This is a genomic window from Microbacterium sp. X-17 (assembly GCF_039615055.1).
This window is the reverse complement of record NZ_JBDHNI010000002.1, coordinates 445,607-464,339: the sequence shown is the minus strand read 5'-3', so window position 1 is coordinate 464,339 and position 18,733 is coordinate 445,607. Positions and strand designations below refer to the sequence as shown.

Annotated in this window: 16 protein-coding genes and 1 tRNA gene; 12 read left to right on the top strand and 5 right to left on the bottom strand. The window is 71.6% G+C overall.

The features are described from left to right. Positions 1–7: 7 nt before the first annotated feature. Entirely contained in the window at positions 8–1,330 is a 1,323-nt protein-coding gene (locus ABCS02_RS10590) for a DUF1254 domain-containing protein (RefSeq protein WP_345835602.1), read from the bottom strand. A gap of 252 nt (positions 1,331–1,582) precedes the next feature. Between ABCS02_RS10590 and cls the strand changes: the two genes are divergently transcribed. Beyond that, the gene (cls, locus tag ABCS02_RS10585; RefSeq protein WP_345835601.1) at positions 1,583–3,043 is read left to right on the top strand and encodes a cardiolipin synthase; all 1,461 of its coding nucleotides are present in this window, start codon (positions 1,583–1,585) and stop codon (positions 3,041–3,043) included. Between the two features lie 9 nt (positions 3,044–3,052). Here cls and ABCS02_RS10580 read toward each other — a convergent pair whose 3' ends face one another. Continuing rightward, on the bottom strand, positions 3,053–3,511 hold the full coding sequence (locus tag ABCS02_RS10580; RefSeq protein WP_345835600.1) for a YbhB/YbcL family Raf kinase inhibitor-like protein: 459 nt from the start codon (positions 3,509–3,511) through the stop codon (positions 3,053–3,055). A 123-nt stretch (positions 3,512–3,634) separates the two neighbouring features. Between ABCS02_RS10580 and ABCS02_RS10575 the strand changes: the two genes are divergently transcribed. Genes ABCS02_RS10575 through ABCS02_RS10555 form a run of 5 tightly spaced genes read left to right on the top strand, consistent with a single transcriptional unit; the run spans position 3,635 to position 7,563 of the window. Next, positions 3,635–4,345: a YoaK family protein gene (locus ABCS02_RS10575; RefSeq protein ID WP_345835599.1), complete on the top strand. Its 711-nt coding sequence runs from the start codon at positions 3,635–3,637 to the stop codon at positions 4,343–4,345. Positions 4,346–4,367: 22 nt separating this feature from the next. Next, a complete protein-coding gene (locus tag ABCS02_RS10570) occupies positions 4,368–5,552 on the top strand; it encodes a geranylgeranyl reductase family protein (RefSeq protein ID WP_345835598.1) in 1,185 nt (394 codons plus the stop codon). 10 nt (positions 5,553–5,562) lie between these two features. Then, complete coding sequence (locus tag ABCS02_RS10565; protein WP_345835597.1) at positions 5,563–6,009, top strand: MaoC family dehydratase N-terminal domain-containing protein; 447 nt, start codon at positions 5,563–5,565, stop codon at positions 6,007–6,009. Then, positions 6,006–6,428 carry a MaoC/PaaZ C-terminal domain-containing protein gene (locus tag ABCS02_RS10560; protein WP_345835596.1) on the top strand — a complete coding sequence of 141 codons (423 nt, stop codon included), beginning with the start codon at positions 6,006–6,008 and terminating at the stop codon, positions 6,426–6,428. Before ABCS02_RS10565 ends, ABCS02_RS10560 begins: the two co-directional genes overlap by 4 nt. A 1-nt stretch (position 6,429) precedes the next feature. After that, a complete protein-coding gene (locus ABCS02_RS10555; RefSeq protein WP_345835595.1) occupies positions 6,430–7,563 on the top strand; it encodes a UDP-N-acetylmuramate dehydrogenase in 1,134 nt (377 codons plus the stop codon). A 225-nt stretch (positions 7,564–7,788) separates the two neighbouring features. On the opposite strand, the gene ABCS02_RS10550 is transcribed toward ABCS02_RS10555, so the two are convergent. Beyond that, complete coding sequence (locus tag ABCS02_RS10550) at positions 7,789–8,988, bottom strand: pyridoxal phosphate-dependent aminotransferase (RefSeq protein WP_345835594.1); 1,200 nt, start codon at positions 8,986–8,988, stop codon at positions 7,789–7,791. 145 nt (positions 8,989–9,133) lie between these two features. Then, a complete protein-coding gene (aceB, locus tag ABCS02_RS10545; protein ID WP_345835593.1) occupies positions 9,134–10,783 on the bottom strand; it encodes a malate synthase A in 1,650 nt (549 codons plus the stop codon). 130 nt (positions 10,784–10,913) lie between these two features. Between aceB and ABCS02_RS10540 the strand changes: the two genes are divergently transcribed. Then, a complete protein-coding gene (locus ABCS02_RS10540) occupies positions 10,914–12,377 on the top strand; it encodes a helix-turn-helix domain-containing protein (protein WP_345835592.1) in 1,464 nt (487 codons plus the stop codon). A 112-nt stretch (positions 12,378–12,489) separates the two neighbouring features. On the opposite strand, the gene ABCS02_RS10535 is transcribed toward ABCS02_RS10540, so the two are convergent. Continuing rightward, positions 12,490–14,004, bottom strand: a complete 1,515-nt coding sequence (locus ABCS02_RS10535) for a PucR family transcriptional regulator ligand-binding domain-containing protein (RefSeq protein WP_345835591.1) — start codon at positions 14,002–14,004, stop codon at positions 12,490–12,492. A gap of 94 nt (positions 14,005–14,098) precedes the next feature. On the opposite strand from ABCS02_RS10535, the gene gabT reads away from it, so the two are divergent. From gabT to nusG, 5 genes are all read left to right on the top strand, one after another. Continuing rightward, a complete protein-coding gene (gene gabT / locus ABCS02_RS10530) occupies positions 14,099–15,454 on the top strand; it encodes a 4-aminobutyrate--2-oxoglutarate transaminase (protein ID WP_345835590.1) in 1,356 nt (451 codons plus the stop codon). A 39-nt stretch (positions 15,455–15,493) separates the two neighbouring features. Further along, positions 15,494–16,960, top strand: coding sequence for an NAD-dependent succinate-semialdehyde dehydrogenase (locus ABCS02_RS10525; RefSeq protein WP_345835589.1), 1,467 nt, complete (start codon positions 15,494–15,496; stop codon positions 16,958–16,960). A gap of 183 nt (positions 16,961–17,143) precedes the next feature. After that, positions 17,144–17,216 (top strand) — tRNA-Trp (locus tag ABCS02_RS10520). 45 nt (positions 17,217–17,261) lie between these two features. Next, positions 17,262–17,540 carry a preprotein translocase subunit SecE gene (secE, locus tag ABCS02_RS10515; protein WP_345835587.1) on the top strand — a complete coding sequence of 93 codons (279 nt, stop codon included), beginning with the start codon at positions 17,262–17,264 and terminating at the stop codon, positions 17,538–17,540. A 52-nt stretch (positions 17,541–17,592) separates the two neighbouring features. Next, positions 17,593–18,711, top strand: coding sequence for a transcription termination/antitermination protein NusG (gene nusG, locus ABCS02_RS10510; RefSeq protein WP_345835586.1), 1,119 nt, complete (start codon positions 17,593–17,595; stop codon positions 18,709–18,711). Positions 18,712–18,733: the final 22 nt, after the last annotated feature.

Sequence of the window (18,733 nt, the reverse complement as noted above, 5' to 3'; positions counted from 1 at the left end):
CGGGGGATCAGCGGGCCTTCAGGGCCGGGGGGTTCCAGGTGCCGTCGAGCGCGCTGCGCTTCGGGGCGTAGAGGCGCGTGATGATGCGGAGCGGGCCGGCCGGGGCGGGGAGCCAGTTCGCGGTCCGCTCGCCGCCCGGATCGGTCGGGCCGTAGTACAGGTCGAGGGATCCGTCCGCGTTGTAGTGGAGCGGGTCGCGGTCGCCGAGGGCGAAGCGGTTCAGCGGGTTCGGGGCCTGGAAGCTGTCCTTGTCGTACATCGTCACCGACCAGAACGCGTGGACCGGGGGCAGCTGGCCGGCGGCAAAGTGCTGCACGTAGTCCTTCTCGCCGACGATCGGATGCCCCTCGGCGTCGGCGACGACGATCGGGTAGATGGCATCCTCCGGCTGGTTGGCGCCGAGACCGACCATCGAGACGACGGCGCGCTTGATGTAGAAGTCCCCGTACACGCCCATCGTGTCCGTGTTCATGCTCCACCCGTTGCTGATGCGCGCCATCGTCGCGACCGTCGCGCGCAGGCGGGCCAGAGCGTCCTCGCGACCGGCCTCCAGCGCGTCGAGCTGCTCGCCGTCGAACGCCTCGGCATCGAACCGGTGGCCGGGGACGATCCCGATGCGCGCGATGCGCGCGAGCGTCGAGAAGTCCGTCGGATGCGGGCCGTACTCGGTGAGGAGGTCGGTCGCGTACGTGAAGAAGTCGACCGCGTGCAGACCGTTCACGATCCCGAGCGGATCCCCGCTCAGGTCGACGCTCGCGGGAGCGACCGAGGCGCGGGTCGCGGTCGACGGGGCTCCGCCGCTCGGCGTCGAGAGCCCCAGCCCGTCCTGGAACGCGTTGACCGGGGCATAGTCCGCCGGGCCGTTCGTCTGCGTGCGCCCGATCAGCCAGACGACCGAGGTCGGTGCGTGGATGACCGCGGCATCCGCCGGGATGTCCCCGCTCCAGCCGGGCGGGACGAGCACGAACCGCCCGGCGCCGTCCCCCGTCGTGCGCGTGCCCGGTACGGCGAAGGCGTCCGTCCACATGTCGAGGAGGGGCAGGAGGTAGTAGCGGCCGGCGCTGTCGGGCACGTCGATCACGACGGGCCCGTTCGCGAGGTCGATCCACGCGCTCGAATACAGCGTGTCGAAGTTCGGTGCCACGACGGCGCGGAAGTCCGCCGGTGGGAACTCCCGGATGTGGGCGAACGTGTTCGGTGCGGCGTGCCCCATGCCGCCCGCCGTGGTGGTGAACTTCGCCCGCGAGACGTCCATCGTGACCAGGGGATAGAGGTAGGTGTACGCCTCATCGGCGAGCGCGCGGATGTCGGCCAGAGCAGGAGTGGTCATGCGGCGACGCTAACCGCGCGCCTGGTTCCGGTGCATCACCCCTCCGGGGTGACGCTCGCCCGTGCCCCCTCCCTTCCTCGATCCCACCCCCTCCTCGCGGGATCACCCCCTCATCGCGCTGCGAGGGGGTGGGCTCGCGAGGAGGAGGTGGGACCGGGGGAGGGGAACCCAGGGTGGGCGCGAGGGCGGGTGCACCGGTATGGTCGGGCAGATGGAGGATCCCGTCCCCACTGTCGCCGGATCGGACCGCTGATGGATGCGGCGACCGCCACGAGTCTCTGGTGGCTGCTCGCGGTCCTCGTCGACCTCGCGATCAAAGTGATCGCGCTCATCGTGATCCCGCGGGATCGCAAGCCGACCGCGGCGATGGCGTGGCTGCTGCTGATCATGCTGATCCCGTTCGTGGGGCTGCTGCTGTTCCTCCTCATGGGGAGCTACCGGCTGCCGCGGCGCCGCCGCCGCGAGCAGGCGCGCATCGACGAGGTCATCACAGAGCGGTCCGCGGGCGTCGGCATCCATGACGCCGCATGGCCTCGCGGGTTCCAGCGCGTCGTGCAGCAGAACGAGGCACTCACCCGGCTCCCGGCCGCGGGCGGGAACGCCCTCGCCCTGATCGCGGACTACCAGGAGTCGATCGACGCCGCCGCGCGCGCGATCGAGCGGGCGACGCGGTTCGTGCACGTCGAGTTCTACATCGTGGCGTGGGACGAGACGACGCGGGCGTTCTTCGCCGCCATGGAGACGGCCGTCGCCCGCGGGGTCACGGTGCGCGTCCTCGCCGACTACGTCGCGTCGCGCCGCATCCCGCGGTGGAAGGAGACGTTCGCGGAGCTCGACCGCATCGGGGTCTCTTGGTCGTGGATGCTGCCCGTCCAGCCGTTCCGGGGGCGCTACCAGCGCCCGGACCTCCGCAACCACCGCAAGATCGTCGTGGTCGACGGGGTCCTCGCCTTCACCGGCTCGCAGAACCTCATCGACCGCACATACGACTCGCCCAAGAACCAGAAGCGCGGGCTGAAGTGGCAGGAGCTCGTCGCCCGGGTGGAGGGCCCCGCGGTCGCCGCGCTCAACGCCGTCTTCCTGTCCGACTGGCTGATCGAGACGGGGGAGAACCTCGAGTCCGAGCACGTCCCCGCGCGTGAGATCCCCGCCCGCGACGCGGACCTCGTCTGCCAGGTCGTGCCGAGCGGGCCCGGCTACGAGACCGAGAACAACCTCCGGCTCTTCCTGTCCCTCATCCACGGCGCGAATGAGCGCGTCATCCTCACGAGTCCCTACTTCGTGCCGGACGAGGCGATGGTCTACGCGATCACGACCGCCTGCCAGCGCGGACTCGACGTGCAGCTGTTCGTGTCCGAGATCGGCGACCAGGGCCTGGTCTACCACGCGCAGCGCTCGTACTACTCGGCGCTGCTCGAGGCGGGCGTGCGGATCTTCCTCTACCCCGCGCCGTTCATCCTCCACGCGAAGCACTTCTCGATCGACGACGACATCGCGGTCATCGGCTCCTCGAACATGGACATCCGCTCCTTCAGCCTCAACGCCGAGGTGTCGACGATGGTCCGCGGGGCGTCGTTCGTCACGGAGATGCGCGCGGTGGAGGAGGAGTACCGCCGTCTCGGCCGCGAGCTCACGCTCGAGGAGTGGCGCCGGGAGCCGCGTCGCGCACGGTTCCTCGACGGCCTCGCGCGGCTCACGTCCGCGCTCAACTGATCGGGCGGATCAGGCGCGCGCCGGGCGGCTGTACGTGCCGATGAGGCGGTTCATCTCCAGCACGTGGTCGCCGTAGCGGGCGAGGAACTCCTCGCGGCCGGGCTCGCCCTCGACTTTCGTATCGAGCGCGTACACCCAGAAGTAGTAGTGGTGCGTCCCGTGGCCGGGCGGGGGCTTCGGACCGAAGTACTCCGTCGTGCCGGCGTCGTTGCGACCCGCGCGCGCCGCCGCGGCGGACAGATCCGTCGCGTGTGCGGCGATGCCGTACCGCAGCCAGTGCGTGAAGCCGTGCGGCATCGGCGCATCCGGATCGTGCATGATGAGCGCCAGCTCGGCAGTGCCGTCCGGCACGCCCGTGACGGTGATCGTGGGCGTGCGGTTCTCGCCGTACGCGCTGAAGGCGTCGGCGATCGCGTGGCCCTCGGCGAGGTCGGGGCTGGAGACGGCGAGGTCGCGGGGTGCGGGCATGCGTGACCCTTCTGGGATTGTCGCGTCGGGTGTGCCGACGGCGCGAGGGGGACGTCCCGACGATAGCGCCGGCGTCCCGCCCCGGGGAAGAGCGGCGGGCCGGATAGGATGGCCGGCACCGTGATGACCTCCGCCGCCCTCTCCCGCCTGCGTCCCGTGCACGGGGAGCGGCTGCATCTCGGCCTGATGCTGGCGCTCACGCTCTCCACGGGGGTCGTCGACGCCGTCGGATACCTCGGTCTCGACCGCGTGTTCGTCGGGAACATGACCGGCAACATCGCGATCCTCGGCATGGGTCTCACGGGGGTCGACGGGCTCCCCGTCGTCGGTCCGCTCGTCGCGCTCGCGGCGTTCATCGCGGGCGCGATCCTCGCCGGCGCCGCACTTCGCCGCGTCCCTTCGGGCTGGACGCGGGAGGCGACCCTCATCCTGGGCGGAGTCGCGCTGCTCCTCGCCGCCGCGCTCATCCCGGCGCTGCTCTCGCCGCCGGAGAAACCGATGCTGCCGATGCTCACCGCAACCGCGTTCATGGGCGTCGCGATGGGGGCGCAGGCCGGGGTAGCGCGTCATGTCGCGGTCGCCGACGTCACGACGGTCGTCGTCACCTCGACCCTCGTCGCGTTCGCGTTCGACTCACGGCTCGGGAAGAACAAGCCGCAGCGCTGGTTCCGCCGCGCGGCCGCCGTCGTGGCCCTGCTCCTCGGGGCGCTCGTCGGCGCGCTCCTGCTTAAGGGCGGCGTCGCGTGGGGGATCGGCGCGGCCGCCGTCGTCGTGGGCGGCGTCGCGCTCGTCGGGGCTGTCGGCCGGCCCGAGGAGAAGCCGGCAGAAGCCTGACGTCGCGGCGTAGGTTGGACGCGTGCCCGAACCGACGCCGCCCCTGGACGAGCACGTCTGGGACGTGGTCGTGATCGGCGCGGGTCCCGCGGGATCGACCGCTGCCCGGGTCGCCCGGGAGCACGGCGCCGACGTGCTGCTCATCGACCGGGCCGAGTTCCCGCGGTACAAGACGTGCGGCGGCGGGCTGCTGGGCGTCAGCCGGTCGCTGCTTCCGCCGGAGGCGCGCGGCGCGATCGAGCTCGAGATCTCCGAGGTCGTCTTCACACACCGCGGCGGAGCTCCGGTGCGGCTGACCCGCGACGAGCCCTTCCTCGCCCTGAGCGACCGGGAGCGCCTGGATGCCGGCCTGCTCGACGCCGCGCGGGCAGCGGGCGTGCGCGTCGCGGAGGGCGTGGCCGTGCGCGGGATCGCGGAGGAGGAGGACCGCGTCGCGGTGATGACCGACCACGGCACGGTGCGCGCTCGCTTCGCCGTCGGGGCCGACGGGACCGGCGGACGCACGTCCCGGTACGTCGGGGTCCGGCCCGCGCGCGTCGACCTGGGCCTGGAGGACGAGATCGCCCGTCCGCCGGCGGCATCCGGGGTCGTGCGGATCGACTGGGGCCCGGGTCCCGGGAGCTACGGGTGGGTGTTCCCCAAGCGGGGCGTCGACACGGTCGGCGTGATCGAGACCCGCGGCCACGCCGACCGCACGCGGACGTACCTCGGCGACTGGCTCGCCCAGACGGGGCTCGCGGACCGGGAGGCGGAGCACTCGGGCGGCCACCTCACGCAGTGGCGGGCGGAGGGCTCGCCGCTCCGGCGCGGACGGGTCCTCGTGACGGGGGATGCCGCCGGGCTCCTGGAGCCCCTCACGCGAGAGGGCATCTCGTTCGCGCTGCGGTCGGGCGGTATGGCCGGGCGGGTCGTGGCGCGCGCCGTCGCCGAGCGCTCGGTGCAGGCGCTCGACGCGTATGCCGCCGAGGTCGCGGCCGTGCTCGAGCCGGAGATGCGGATGGGCGCGCTGCTGCTGCGCGTGTTCGAGAAGCGACCGCGTCTCGTCCACCTCGTGATGCGCCGCTCCCGGCGGGCGCGCCGGTTCTTCGTCGGGTTCTGCGTCGGGGCCGAGAGCCTCGCCGACCTCGGCCGGCGGCGCTGGCTCGTGCGCGTGGCGCGGGCGCTCGCAGGGCCGGAGGCCGAGGGGGTCGCGGACACCGCCGGATAGGATGGGCTCCGTGCCCGTTGACGCCGCGCTCTTGGGGCGCTCGTTCCCCGCGACATCGTCCTACCTCGTCGGCCGGGAGAAGGTGCGCGAGTTCGCGCGCGCCGTCTTCGCGACCGATCCCACGCACACCGACCCCGAGGCCGCCCGCGCTCTCGGTTACCCGGATGTCGTGGCTCCGCCGACGTTCGCGATGGTCATCCAGGATCTGACGCTGCAGCAGCTGCTCGCCGAGCCCGACTCGGGCATCGCGCTGGAGCGGCTCATCCACGCGGAGCAGCGGTTCCGCTACACCCGCCCGATCGTCGCGGGCGACGAGCTCACCGCGCAGCTCTCGATCACCGGCCTGCGCGCGCTCGGGAAGGGCGCCATGGTGACGAGCGAGTCGGAGATCACGGATGCCGCGGGGGAGCACGTCGTGACCGCCATCTCCGTGCTCCTGGTCGGAGGCGACGAGTGAGCGCGCTCGAGGTCGGCAGCGCGCTCGAGGTCGGCGACATCGTCGCGGAGCGCACCGTGCACCTGACGCGCGAGGCGCTCGTGCGCTACGCCGGGGCGTCGGGTGACTTCAACCCGATCCACTACCGCGACGACGTGGCCGCCCGCGTGGGCCTGCCCGGTGTGCTCGCGCACGGGATGCTCACGATGGGCCTCGCGATCGAGACGATCGTGACGTGGCTCGGCGACCCCGGCCGGCTCGTCGAGTACGGCGTGCGGTTCACCCGCCCGGTCGTGGTCGACCCCGAGGAGGGCGCCGACGTGCGGATCGTCGCGACCGTGGGCGTCGTCGAGGACGAGCACGCGCGGATCGACCTCACGGTCACGCACGCCGAGACGACCGTGCTCGGCAAGGCGCACGCCCGCGTGCGCACCGTCTGACATGCCGGAGATCGAGCCGATCCCCCTGTCGCAGCTGACGACGCTGCAGACCGGTGCCGCGCCCGCCCGCATGGTGGACGCGGCGACCCGCGACGAGCTCGTCGCGGAGCTGCTCGAGACCTGGGGCCGCGGCGATGCGTGGTTCGTGCTCGGCGGCGGCTCCAACCTGTTCGTCGGCGACGAGCCGTTCGACGGCACCGTCGTGCGCATCCTCACGCGGGGGATCGAGCGCATCGACGCGCCGGAAGGACGCGCGCGCGTCCGGGTCGAGGCCGGCCACGACTGGGACGCGCTCGTCGCGCACGCCGTCGAGAACGGGTGGGCGGGGATCGAGGCGATGTCCGGCATCCCCGGGACCGTCGGGGCTGCGCCGGTGCAGAACATCGGCGCGTACGGGCAGGAGATCGTGCAGTCGCTGCTCGAGGTGGAGCTGATCGACGAGGCGACGGGCGAGATCTCCGTCGTGCCCGCGGCGGACCTGGGCCTCGGGTTCCGCACGTCCGTGCTGAAGCACCACTACGGCTCCGTACCCGCCCGGTCCGCCGTGATCCTCTCCGTCACGCTCGACCTCGCCGACGTGGGGCCGGATGCCCGGGTCGAGCCCGGCGAGCAGCTGCGGACCTCGCTCGGGATCGAGCGGGGGGCCGGGGCCGGGCTCGCGGAGATCCGCGAGCGGGTCCTGTCGACGCGGCGCGGGAAGGGGATGGTGCTCGACCCCTCCGATCCCGACACGGCGAGCGCGGGCTCGTTCTTCCAGAACGCCATCGTCTCGGAGCAGTTCGCGCGGACGCTGCCCGACGCCTGCCCGCGCTGGCCGCTCGTGCCGGACGCGGATCCCGTGCTCGTCATCCCGCTCGACGCGTTCGACGGATACGTGCCCCGGGCCGCCGCGCGGTCGACCGACGTCAAGGTGAGCTCCGCGTGGCTCATCGAGCAGTCCGGGTTCCGGAAGGGGTTCGCGCTGCCGCGCTCGCGCGCCGGCCTGTCGACGAAGCACGCCCTCGCCCTGACGAACCGCGGCGGTGCGACGGCCGAGGAGCTCGCCGAGCTCGCCCGCTACATCGGGCAGCGCGTGCAGTCCGAGTTCGGCCTGCTCCTGCAGCCCGAGCCGGTCCTGGTCAACGTCGAGCTCTGACCCGGCCCCTCCGCCGGGCACCCCCGGCCTCGCCCCGGGCCCTCCGCCGGGCACCCCGGTCCCGGCCTCGGCCCCGCGGTCCCGTCACGCCGTCCCGGGGCCTGGCACGCTCCACGTGAGAACGCGCTTGTGTCACAGACACGCCGGCAAAAGATGACAGACGCGCGTTGTCGCGAGGGGGAGGACAGGGACGGGGAGGAGAGGGACCGGGGAGGTCGGCGCGGGTCAGGCGAAGAGGGCCTCGAGGCGGCGGATGCCGGCCACGAGCTGATCCTCGCCCAGGGCGTACGACAGGCGGAGGTATCCGCTCGGACCGAACGCCTCGCCCGGCACGACCGCGACCTCGGCCTCCTCGAGGATGAGGTCCGCGAGCTCCAGCGTCGTGTCGATACGGCGGCCGCGCCACTCCCGACCGAGGAGGCCGGTCACGTCGGGGTAGACGTAGAACGCCCCGAGCGGCCGGGGCACGGTGACCCCCGGGATCCGCGAGAGCTCCTCCACGATCAGCCGGCGGCGCACGTCGAACGCGCGGCGGAATCCCTCGGCCTCGTCCTGCGAGCCGGTCAGCGCAGCCAGCGCCGCCCGCTGCGCGATGTTGTTCACGTTGCTCGTCAGGTGTGACTGCAGGTTCGCGGCGAGCTTGATGGCCGCGGCGGGGCCGATCATCCAGCCCACGCGCCAGCCGGTCATGGCGTACGTCTTCGCGACGCCGTTGACGAGGATCGTCTGGCCCGCGACCTCGGGGACCGCCTCGACGACGGACGTCGCGCGCGCGCCGTCGTACGTGAGGTTCTGGTAGATCTCGTCGGAGATGATCCAGATGCCGTGCTCGAGCGCCCACTCCGCGATCGCGCGCGTCTCCTCCGGCGTGTAGACCGCCCCGGTCGGGTTCGAGGGGGACACGAACACGAGCGTCGTCGTGCGGTCCGTGCGCGCGTCCTCGAGCTGCGCGACGGTCACCTTGTAGTCCTGCGAGGCATCCGCGAACACCTCGACGGGCACGCCGTCGGCGAGACGGATCGCCTCGGGGTACGTCGTCCAGTACGGCGCGGGGAGGAGCACCTCGTCGCCGGGGTTCACGACCGCCTGGAACGCCTGGTACACGGCCTGCTTGCCGCCGTTGGTCACGACGATCTGCCCGGCCGACACCTCGAGGCCGGAGTCGCGGAGGGTCTTCGCCGCGATCGCCTCGCGCAGGACCGGGAGGCCCGCCGCGGGTGTGTACCGGAAGTTCGCGGGGTCCTGAAGGGCCGCCGCCGCGGCATCCACGATGAACTGCGGCGTGGCGAAGTCGGGCTCGCCCGCGGCGTAGGAGATGACGGGCCGCCCCGCTGCCTGCAGGCTCTTGGCCTTGGCGTCGACCTTCAGGGTGGCCGACTCGGCGATCGCGGAGAGTTTGCGGGATAGGCGGGGCGTTTCGCTCACTCCTCCGAGCGTAGTCCTCGCCCCCTCACGCGAGAACGCGCGTATGTCTCGAAATCGTGCTCGAAAGGGGACATACGCGCGTTCTCGCGTGGGTGGGGGACAGGCCCCGCGCCCGGGCTCCCGGGTGGGGGACAAGCCCCGCGGGTTAGGCGGCGGGGTCGGTCAGGAAGCGGAGATAGGCCGGGACCGTCAGGAACGCGGGGAAGTCCTCGCGCAGCGCGACCTCGCGGAAGACCTCGGCCGCGTCGGCGAACCGGTCGCCCTCGCCGCGCTCGACCTCGGCGAGCACCTGCGCGATGATCCCCTCGACGTAGTCGCGGGTGATGCGGGTGCCGTCCTCGGTCTCGCGGTCCTGGTGGATCCACTGCCACACCTGCGAGCGGGAGATCTCCGCGGTCGCGGCATCCTCCATGAGGTTGTCGATCGCGACGGCGCCGATCCCGCGCAGCCAGGCCTCGAGGTAGCGGATCGCCACGGACACGTTCGCGTGCACGCCGGCGGCCGTGATCGGCCGGCCGATCCGCAGATCGAGCAGCTGGCGCCCCGTCACCTCGACGTCGTCGCGCTGACGCTCGAGCTGGTTGGGCCGGTCGCCGAGCACCGCGTCGAACTCCGCCATCGCGACGGGGATCAGATCCGGGTGCGCCACCCACGTGCCGTCGAAGCCGTCGCCGGCCTCGCGCTTCTTGTCCGCGGCGACCTTCTCGATCGCGCGCGCGGTCACCTCGGGGTCGCGGCGGTTCGGGATGAACGCGCTCATGCCGCCGATCGCATGCGCGCCGCGCTTGTGGCACGTCTTCACGAGCAGTTCGGTGTACGCCCGCATGAACGGCACCGTCATCGTGACCTCGCTGCGGTCGGGCAGCACGAAACGTGCGCCGCGGCCGCGATAGTTCTTGATGATCGAGAAGATGTAGTCCCAGCGGCCGGCGTTGAGGCCGGCGCAGTGGTCGCGCAGCTCGTAGAGGATCTCCTCCATCTCGAACGCCGCCGGCAGCGTCTCGATCAGCACCGTGGCGCGGATCGTGCCGTGCGGCAGGTCGAGGTAGTCCTCGCTGAACGTGAACACGTCATCCCACAGCCGGGCCTCCTCCGCACTCTCGATCTTCGGGAGGTAGAAGTACGGCCCACGGCCGGCCGCGATGAGGGCCGTCGCGTTGTGGAAGAAGTACAGGCCGAAGTCGACGAGCGAGCCGGATGCCGCCATCTCGCGTCCGGTGCGGTCGAGGAAGCGCACGTGCTTCTCCACGAGATGCCACCCGCGAGGACGCATGATGATCGTCGGCGTGCGCTCCGCGGTGACCGCGTAGCGCTTGCCCTCGGGGCTCGTGTAGCTGAGCTGTCCGCGGATCGCGTCGTAGAGCGAGAGCTGCCCCTCGATCACGTTGGCCCACGTCGGGCTCGTGGCGTCCTCCTGGTCGGCGAGCCACGCGCGAGCACCGGAGTTGAGCGCGTTGATGGTCATCTTGGGATCGGTCGGCCCCGTGATCTCGACGCGGCGGTCCTCGAGCCCCGGACCCGCCCCGGCGACGCGCCAGTCGGCATCCTCGCGGATGTGGGCGGTGTCCTCACGGAACTTGGGGTCGTGGCCGTTGCCGATCTCGAAGCGCCGCCGCATGCGGTCGGCGAGCCGGTCGTGACGGCGTCCCGCGAAGCGGTGGTGGAGCTCCGCGAGGAACGCGATCGCCTCGGGAGTGAGGATCTCTTCGTAGCGCGGGTCGATCCGACCCGTGATCTCGATCGCCGGTCCCACCGCGGTCGTCGTGTCGGGCGTCGAGCCCGTCGAGGAGGTCATTTCCGTGTCCTGTCTGTGTAGCGTCAAGGGGCGACTGTGTTCTTCTACCTTGCGGGAAGTTCCTCTGGGTGTCCCCCCATTTCTCAAGTGAAATTTGTCTATTTTTCCGTATGCGTGACAGAATCTCCGCATGACGCTTCTCACGGACCCCGAAGAGAACCTCGAGGCCGACGCTCTGACGATCGGTCGTCGCCTCCGGCAGCTGCGCACCGCGCAGGGTCTCACGCTCGAAGAGCTCGCGCAGCGCGTCGATCGCGCGCCGAGCCAGCTGTCGATGATCGAGACCGGCAAGCGGGAGCCGAAGCTGACGTTCCTGCGCGCGATCGCGCGCGCCCTGGGCACCTCCATCGACGCGCTCCTGGAGGCCGAGCCGCTCGACGAGCGGAACGTGCTCGAGATCTCGGTCGAGCGCGCGATGCGCGGGCAGAACTTCCGGGCCCTCGGCATCGAGCCGTTCCGGATCGGCAAGTCGGTGCCGACCGAGGTGCTGAAGGCCATGATGGCGCTCGAACAGGAGATCGACCGGCTGCGCGACGAGCGCGCGGCGACCCCCGAAGAGGCGCGGCGCGCCAACGTCGAGCTGCGCCACCTCATGCGCCGGCAGGACAACTACTTCGCCGAGCTGGAGGAGGAGTCTCGCCGGGTGTTGGCCGCGGTGGGGCACGCGAGCGGTCCGCTGACCCAGCGCACGGCATCCGACATCGCGGCCTACCTGGGGTTCGAGATCCACTACGTGCCCGACCTGCCGAAGACGACCCGCAGCGTCGCCGACCTCGCGCACGGGCGGCTGTACCTCTCCAGCACGGTCACCTCGCGGGGTGACTCGCGGACAGCCGTGCTGCAGGCGCTGTCGAGCCGCATCCTCGCGCACCGCGAGCCGACGAGCTACGCCGAGTTCCTCCGGCAGCGCGTCGAGACGAACTACCTGACCGGCGCGCTCCTCATGCCCGAGGCGCACGTGGTCCCGTTCCTCACCGACGCGAAGACGCGGCGCGCGCTCTCGATCGAGGATCTGCGCGACGCGTACGCGGTCTCGTACGAGACGGCCGCGCACCGGTTCACGAACCTCGCGACCGTGCATCTCGGACTGCCGGTGCACTTCCTGAAGGTGCACGAGTCGGGCACGATCACGAAGTCGTACGAGAACGACGACGTCAACTTCCCGACCGACCGGCTCGGCGCGATCGAGGGGCAGATGTGCTGCCGGCGGTGGACGAGCCGCGTGGTCTTCGACATCCCGGACCGGTTCAACCCGTACTACCAGTACACGGACACCGGCAACGGGACGTACTGGTGCACGGCCCGCGTCGAGAACTCGAGCGAGGGCGCGCACTCCGTGAGCGTCGGGGTGCGCTTCGACGACACGAAGTGGTTCGTGGGGCGCGACACCCCGAACCGCGGCGTCTCGCGGCACGCGGTGGAGGTCTGCTGCCGCCGTGCGCCGGCCGACCTCGAGGCGCACTGGCGGGACAACGCCTGGCCGAGCGTGCGCACGCCGCGCACCCTCCTCGCGACCCTGCCCACGGGCGCGTTCCCCGGCGTGGACACGACGGACGTGTACGAGTTCCTGGAGGCGCACGCCCCCCAGTCCTGACCCCTGACTCGTTGCGACGGGAGGGGATGTGACGGAGGGAGGGCCGGATCCCCGGGTTTGATCCTCCGCCCGTCACATCGCCTCCGCTCGTGACCGCGAGGCGAGCGGGGGCTCAGGTGGCGTCGAGCTGGAGGGCGGCCCAGAGCTCGGCGCGCGCGGGGAAGGTGCTCAGGTCGAGCCCCAGTACACGCTCGGCGTGGGCGATCCGGGCGCGCACGGTGTGCCGGTGCACCCCCAGGGCGAGGGCCGTCGTGTCCGTGCGGGCGTCGTGCTCGAGCCACGCCCGCACGGTCGGGAGTAGGGCCGTGCCGTGGGACTCGTCGTGGCGGCGGAGCGGCTCGACGTAGGCGTGGGCCAGGGCCCGGGCCGCGCCCGAGTCGAGCGCGGACAACAGGCCGGATGCCGCGACGTCGGCGAACCGCGAGACCCCGCCCGCCCCGCGGTCGAGCGCGGTGGCCGCCTCGCGGCGGGCGCGGGAGATCTCGGCGTAGGACGCCGGCTCGGAGACGCCCGCGGCGAGCTCGAACGCCTCGACGAGGTCGCGCGGGAGCTCGGCATCCTCGCTCCCGACGAGAACGAGGATCCCCTCCGGTCCGGGGCCCCAGAATGACGCGTCGCGCGTGTGCGCCGCGCGGGCTTCCAGCCAGTCCACGACGGCGTCGCGGCGCGCGCGGTCGAGGTCGAGCAGCACGACCTCGACCGGCTCGGGCGGCAGCGCGCCCCCGCGCTCCCGTGCGAGGCCTTCCGCCACGGACTCCGCGCCGCCCACCAGTGCCTGCATGATTCCGCCGCGCAGCGCGGCATCCGCCCGCCGGATCCCGCGGCTCTGCTCGAGAGCCAGGCCTGCCATCGCGACGACGGCGGTGACCACGCCGCGCGCCTCCTGGTCGAGGGATCCTGCGCCGATCGCGATGACCCCGAGCGGGCGCGCGCCGCCGACCGTCTGCAGCAGGAACGGGCGCGCCGCGACGCGGAGCGAGGAGGATGCCTGGCCGCCGTGGCCGAGCACGGCGCGGACCTCCGCCGCGAGCGCGGTCGCCGCGGGTCCCTCGAGCTCGCTCGGGAACTGACGGACCAGGTCGCCGCCCGCGTCGTACTGCGCCACCCAGGCGCCGAGCTGTCGGGACAGCTCGGCGAGCGTCGCCGCGAGGCCCTCCGGGCGCAGGGCTGCGATCGCGATCGCGCGCTGCGCGGCGAGCGCCCAGCTGCGTCGCGCGTAGGCCTCGGCCGCGATCGCGTCTGCGGCGGCGCGCGCGACCGCGATGAACGGGGTGCGGTACGGCACCTCGAACAGCGGCATCCGCGCCGCGCGGCACGCGTCGACGAGCGCGTCGGGCACGCCGGCGCGCACGACCTCCGTCCCGAAGCCGAGCGCGAGCACCCCGCGCGCGGCGAGGCGTCGGACGTAGGCGTCGGCGTCCGCGGGTCCGGCATCCGCGAACTGCGTGCCCGTCGTCATCAGCACGCAGTCCTCGGTGAGGAACGGCGTCGGATCCTCCAGGTCGGAGCTGTGCACCCATCGGATGCGGTGCGCAGTCGCGCCGGGATCGAGCTCGGCCGGCGCGGAGACCAGGCGAAGGTGCAGGTCGCCGCGCGCGAGCAGCGACCGCAGCGTCAACCCATCCATCCCGAAGGGCTCCTGTACGCGACGGACATCATGATCGCTCGAATGTACACCGGGGCGAGTGCGGGGGGCGCGCCGGCGACCTAGCATCCGAGTCATGAGCATCGACATCGACATCGCCGCGCCCGTGGGCGGACCCGCACTGCCGCAGGAGCGGCGCCTCGTCACGAGCATTCCGGGGCCCCGGTCCCAGGAGGTTCTCGACCGCAAGGCCGCGGCCGTGTCCGCCGGCATCGGGCACACCGTCCCGGTCGCCGCCGTCGCGGCGGGTGGCGGCGTCGTCGTCGACGCGGACGGCAACTCGCTCATCGACCTCGGCTCCGGTATCGCGGTCACGACGGTCGGCAACGCGCACCCCGCGGTGGTCGCCGCGGTGCAGGAGCAGGCCGCGCGCTTCACGCACACGTGCTTCATGATCTCGCCGTACGAGCCGTACGTCGCCGTCGCGGAGGCCCTCAACCGCCTCACTCCCGGCGACCACATGAAGAAGAGCGCGCTGTTCAACTCGGGCGCCGAGGCGGTCGAGAACGCCGTCAAGATCGCGCGCATCCACACCAAGCGCCAGGCCGTCATCGCGTTCGACCACGCCTACCACGGCCGCACGAACCTCACGATGGCGCTCACCGCGAAGGCGATGCCGTACAAGAGCGGGTTCGGTCCGTTCGCCGGCGAGGTCTACCGCGCGCCGCTGTCCTACCCCTTCCACGACGGGCTCAACGGAGCGGATGCCGCGGCGCGCGCGATCTCGGTGATCGAGAAGCAGGTGGGCGCGGGCAACGTGGCGGCCGTCATCATCGAGCCGATCCAGGGCGAGGGCGGCTTCATCGTCCCCGCGGACGGATTCCTCCCGGCGATCGTCGAGTGGTGCCGCGCGAACGGCGTCGTCTTCATCGCCGACGAGGTGCAGACCGGCTTCGCCCGGACCGGCGCCATGTTCGCCTCCGAGCTGTTCGGCATCGTGCCCGACCTCATCACGACCGCGAAGGGGATCGCCGGCGGCCTCCCGCTCGCGGCCGTCACGGGGCGCGCGGAGATCATGGATGCCTCGCACACGGGCGGCCTCGGCGGCACGTACGGCGGCAACCCGATCGCGTGCGCCGCGGCGCTCGCCGCGATCGACGCGTTCGAGAACGACGGGCTGATCGAGCGGGCGAACGCGATCGGCGACATCCTCCGCTCCCGTCTCGAGGCGATGCAGGCGGCGGACCCGCGGATCGGCGACGTGCGCGGCCGCGGCGCGATGTCTGCCGCCGAGTTCGTCGATCCCGCGACGGGAGAGCCGGATGCCGCGCTCACCGCCGCGGTCGCCAAGGCGTGCATCGCGGAGGGCGTGATCGTCCTCACGTGCGGCACCTACGGGAACGTGATCCGCTTCCTGCCGCCGCTGTCGATCGGCGACGACCTGCTGAACGAGGGCCTCGACGTCGTCGCTGCCGCCCTCGCCGCCCACTGATTCGGCCGCCCTCGCGCGGCGCACGCATAAGGAGAAGACATGACAGCTCAGAACGAGACCGACCTGCTCGCCCGGATCCCCACCGGGCTGCTCATCGGCGGGGAGTGGATCGCGGCGGAGGGCGGGAAGACCTTCGACGTCCGCGACCCGGCCACCGGTGAGGTCATCCGCACGATTGCCGACGCGAGCCCCGCGGACGGCATCCGCGCGCTCGACGCCGCCGTCGCCGCGCAGGATGCATGGGCGGCCACGGCCCCGCGGAAGCGCAGCGACATCCTGCGCGGCGCGTTCGAGCTCGTCCGTGACCGGGCGGAGGAGATCGCCCTGCTCATGACGCTCGAGATGGGCAAGCCGCTGTCCGAGGCGCGCGGCGAGCTCGCGTACGGGAACGAGTTCCTCCGCTGGTTCAGCGAGGAGGCCGTCCGCATCTCCGGCCGCTACGGGCTCAACCCGGAGGGCACGGGGAACATGATCGTGTCGCAGCGACCGGTCGGTCCCTCGTACTTCATCACGCCGTGGAACTTCCCGCTGGCGATGGCGACGCGCAAGATCGCGCCGGCGCTCGCGGCCGGCTGTACGACCGTGATCAAGCCCGCAGCCCAGACCCCGCTCACGACGCTGTACTTCGCGTCGATCCTCCAGGAGGCGGGGCTCCCCGCCGGCGTGGTGAACGTCATCCAGACGTCCACGTCGGGCGCGGTGTCGGCGCCGATCATCGCCGACCCGCGGCTGCGGAAGCTGTCGTTCACCGGATCGACGGAGGTCGGCCGCCGGCTCATCGCCCAGGCCGCCGAGGGCGTCCTCCGGGTCTCGATGGAGCTCGGCGGGAACGCGCCGTTCCTCGTGTTCGCCGATGCCGACCTCGACAAGGCGGTGGACGGCGCGATGCTCGCCAAGTTCCGCAACATCGGCCAGGCGTGCACGGCGGCCAACCGCTTCATCGTCGAGGAGTCGATCGCGGACGAGTTCGCGCGCCGCGTGACCGAGCGCGTGCAGGCCATGCGGATCGGCCGCGGCACGGAGGAGGGCGTGCAGATCGGCCCGCTCATCGACGAGGCCGCCGTCGCGAAGGCGAAGAGCCTCGTGGCGGATGCCGTCGAGCGCGGCGCGACGGTGCGCACCGGCGGCGAGGCGATCGAGGGCGCGGGCACGTTCTTCCAGCCGACCGTGGTCGCGGGAGTCCGGCCGGGCAGCGACATCCTCTCCGAGGAGATCTTCGGCCCGGTGCTCGCGATCGCGACGTTCCGCGACGAGGACGAGGCCGTGCGCCTCGCCAACGACACGGAGTTCGGCCTGGTGTCGTACGTGTTCACGACCGACCTCGCGCGCGGCCACCGCATGATCGACCGTCTCGAGACCGGCATGATGGGCCTGAACGCGGGGGTCATCTCGAACGCCGCGGCCCCGTTCGGCGGTGTCAAGCAGTCCGGCGTCGGCCGCGAGGGCGGCTTCGAGGGCATCCACGAGTACCTCTCGACGAAGTACACCCTGCTCCCCGTCAGCTGACGCGCGTCCCGGGGGCGGGCTTCGTCCGCTCCCGGGGCATGCCGTACACTGGAAGGACGCAGTTGAACTCTGCATTCTTTTGCCATGCCCGGGGTTCGGGCAGCATCCTCCCTCCGTCGCCCTCTCGGTCGGCTGCGGGCGGGTGCGGTGCGAGAGTGTGGAATCCGAGGCCGAGAGGTCTCTAGGGCGGTAGCTCAATTGGCAGAGCAGCGGTCTCCAAAACCGCAGGTTGCAGGTTCGATTCCTGTCCGCCCTGCGCGTCAGCGCACGCTGGCACGAGGAAACTGATTCAGGTGGTGTGATGGTCCAGGACGAGCCGAGCGGCGAGGTCGTCGCCGCGGGCGGCGCCGTGGGGCGCGAGAAGAAGCTCAACTTCTTCCAGCGCATCGCCCTCTTCATCCGCCAGGTGTTCGGTGAACTCCGCAAGGTCGTCACGCCGACGCGGCGCGAGCTGATTCAGTACACCATCGTCGTGCTCGTGTTCGTGGCGGTCATGATGGGGATCGTCTACGGGCTGGACGTCTTGTTCGTCTGGCTGACGACGATCGTCTTCGGTGTGCCGGGTGGCGCGTCCTCCTGAGGCGCACCCCGCGCCTTGGACGATCCCCCGAAGGAAGAGAACGAGAACGTACGTGTCAGAGAGATATAGCGACGACGCCGACTGGGCGACCGCTGCCGAGCAGTCGAGCGAAGACGACGAAGCCCAGGAGGGCAACGTCCTCGCCGACGAGGAGCGGTCGGTGCGCGCCGCCGAAGAGGTCGCGCTGCACATCGAGGGCGACGAGCCCGAGGATGACGCCGAGTCGGACGACGACGATGACGATGACGACGAGGCCACGGACCCCGAGGCCGACGCGATCGTCGACGACGCTCTGAATCTCGACGAGGCTTCCGAGGCGGAAGCCGCCGCGGAAGTGCTGACCGAGGCTCTCGCAGAGGAAGAGGCGGAGCTCGCGGCGGAGGAGGCCGAAGAAGTGACCCCATACGACGGACCCGACATCAACGGACCCGAGGACGAGCCGGTGCTCGACGAGGAGTTCGTCGCCGAGATCCAGGGCGCGGCCGAGACGGTCGACGAGATCGAGGAGGAGCTCTCTCCGGCGGATGCCGACGTGAGCGACGCCGACGAGGACCCCTACGAGGCGTTCCGCAGCGAGCTGCGCTCCCTCCCGGGCAAGTGGTACGTGCTCCACTCTTACGCCGGTTTCGAGCGCAAGGTGAAGGCGAACATCGAGCAGCGCAAGTCGACGCTCGAGGTCGAGGACGACATCTACCAGATCGAGGTCCCCATGGAGGACGTCGTCGAGATCAAGAACGGGCAGCGCAAGATGGTCACGCGCGTCCGGATCCCCGGCTACGTGCTCGTGCGCATGGAGCTCAACGAGGACACGTGGTCGGTCGTGCGGCACACGCCCGGCGTCACCGGCTTCGTCGGCAACGCGCACAACCCCACTCCGCTCCGCTTCGAGGAGGCCTTCACGATGCTGAAGTCCCTCGTCGAGGTCAAGGAGGTCGCCCCGGCCAAGGTCGGCGCCGCGAAGGGTGGCCCCGCGGTCGCGCGCAGCGTCATCACCGAGGTCGACTTCGAGGTCGGCGAGACCATCACCATCAAGGAGGGCTCGTTCGCGGGCCTGCCCGGCACGATCAGCGAGATCAAGCCGGAGAGCGGCAAGCTCACGGTGCTCGTCTCCCTCTTCGAGCGCGAGACGCCGGTCGAGCTCTCGTTCGAGCAGGTTCAGAAGCAGCTCTGACACGCAGACCACCGCGGTCCGG

What these genes read in the sequence shown, in the direction of transcription:
- ABCS02_RS10525 (WP_345835589.1), top strand. Translation starts at nt 15,494, where the DNA reads ATGACAGCTCAGAACGAGACCGACCTGCTCGCCCGGATCCCCACCGGG.
- ABCS02_RS10555 (WP_345835595.1), top strand. Translation starts at nt 6,430, where the DNA reads ATGCCGGAGATCGAGCCGATCCCCCTGTCGCAGCTGACGACGCTGCAG.
- ABCS02_RS10590 (WP_345835602.1), bottom strand. Translation starts at nt 1,330, where the DNA reads ATGACCACTCCTGCTCTGGCCGACATCCGCGCGCTCGCCGATGAGGCG.
- gabT (WP_345835590.1), top strand. Translation starts at nt 14,099, where the DNA reads ATGAGCATCGACATCGACATCGCCGCGCCCGTGGGCGGACCCGCACTG.
- ABCS02_RS10580 (WP_345835600.1), bottom strand. Translation starts at nt 3,511, where the DNA reads ATGCCCGCACCCCGCGACCTCGCCGTCTCCAGCCCCGACCTCGCCGAG.
- ABCS02_RS10535 (WP_345835591.1), bottom strand. Translation starts at nt 14,004, where the DNA reads ATGGATGGGTTGACGCTGCGGTCGCTGCTCGCGCGCGGCGACCTGCAC.
- ABCS02_RS10575 (WP_345835599.1), top strand. Translation starts at nt 3,635, where the DNA reads ATGACCTCCGCCGCCCTCTCCCGCCTGCGTCCCGTGCACGGGGAGCGG.
- cls (WP_345835601.1), top strand. Translation starts at nt 1,583, where the DNA reads ATGGATGCGGCGACCGCCACGAGTCTCTGGTGGCTGCTCGCGGTCCTC.
- aceB (WP_345835593.1), bottom strand. Translation starts at nt 10,783, where the DNA reads ATGACCTCCTCGACGGGCTCGACGCCCGACACGACGACCGCGGTGGGA.
- secE (WP_345835587.1), top strand. Translation starts at nt 17,262, where the DNA reads ATGGTCCAGGACGAGCCGAGCGGCGAGGTCGTCGCCGCGGGCGGCGCC.
- ABCS02_RS10540 (WP_345835592.1), top strand. Translation starts at nt 10,914, where the DNA reads ATGACGCTTCTCACGGACCCCGAAGAGAACCTCGAGGCCGACGCTCTG.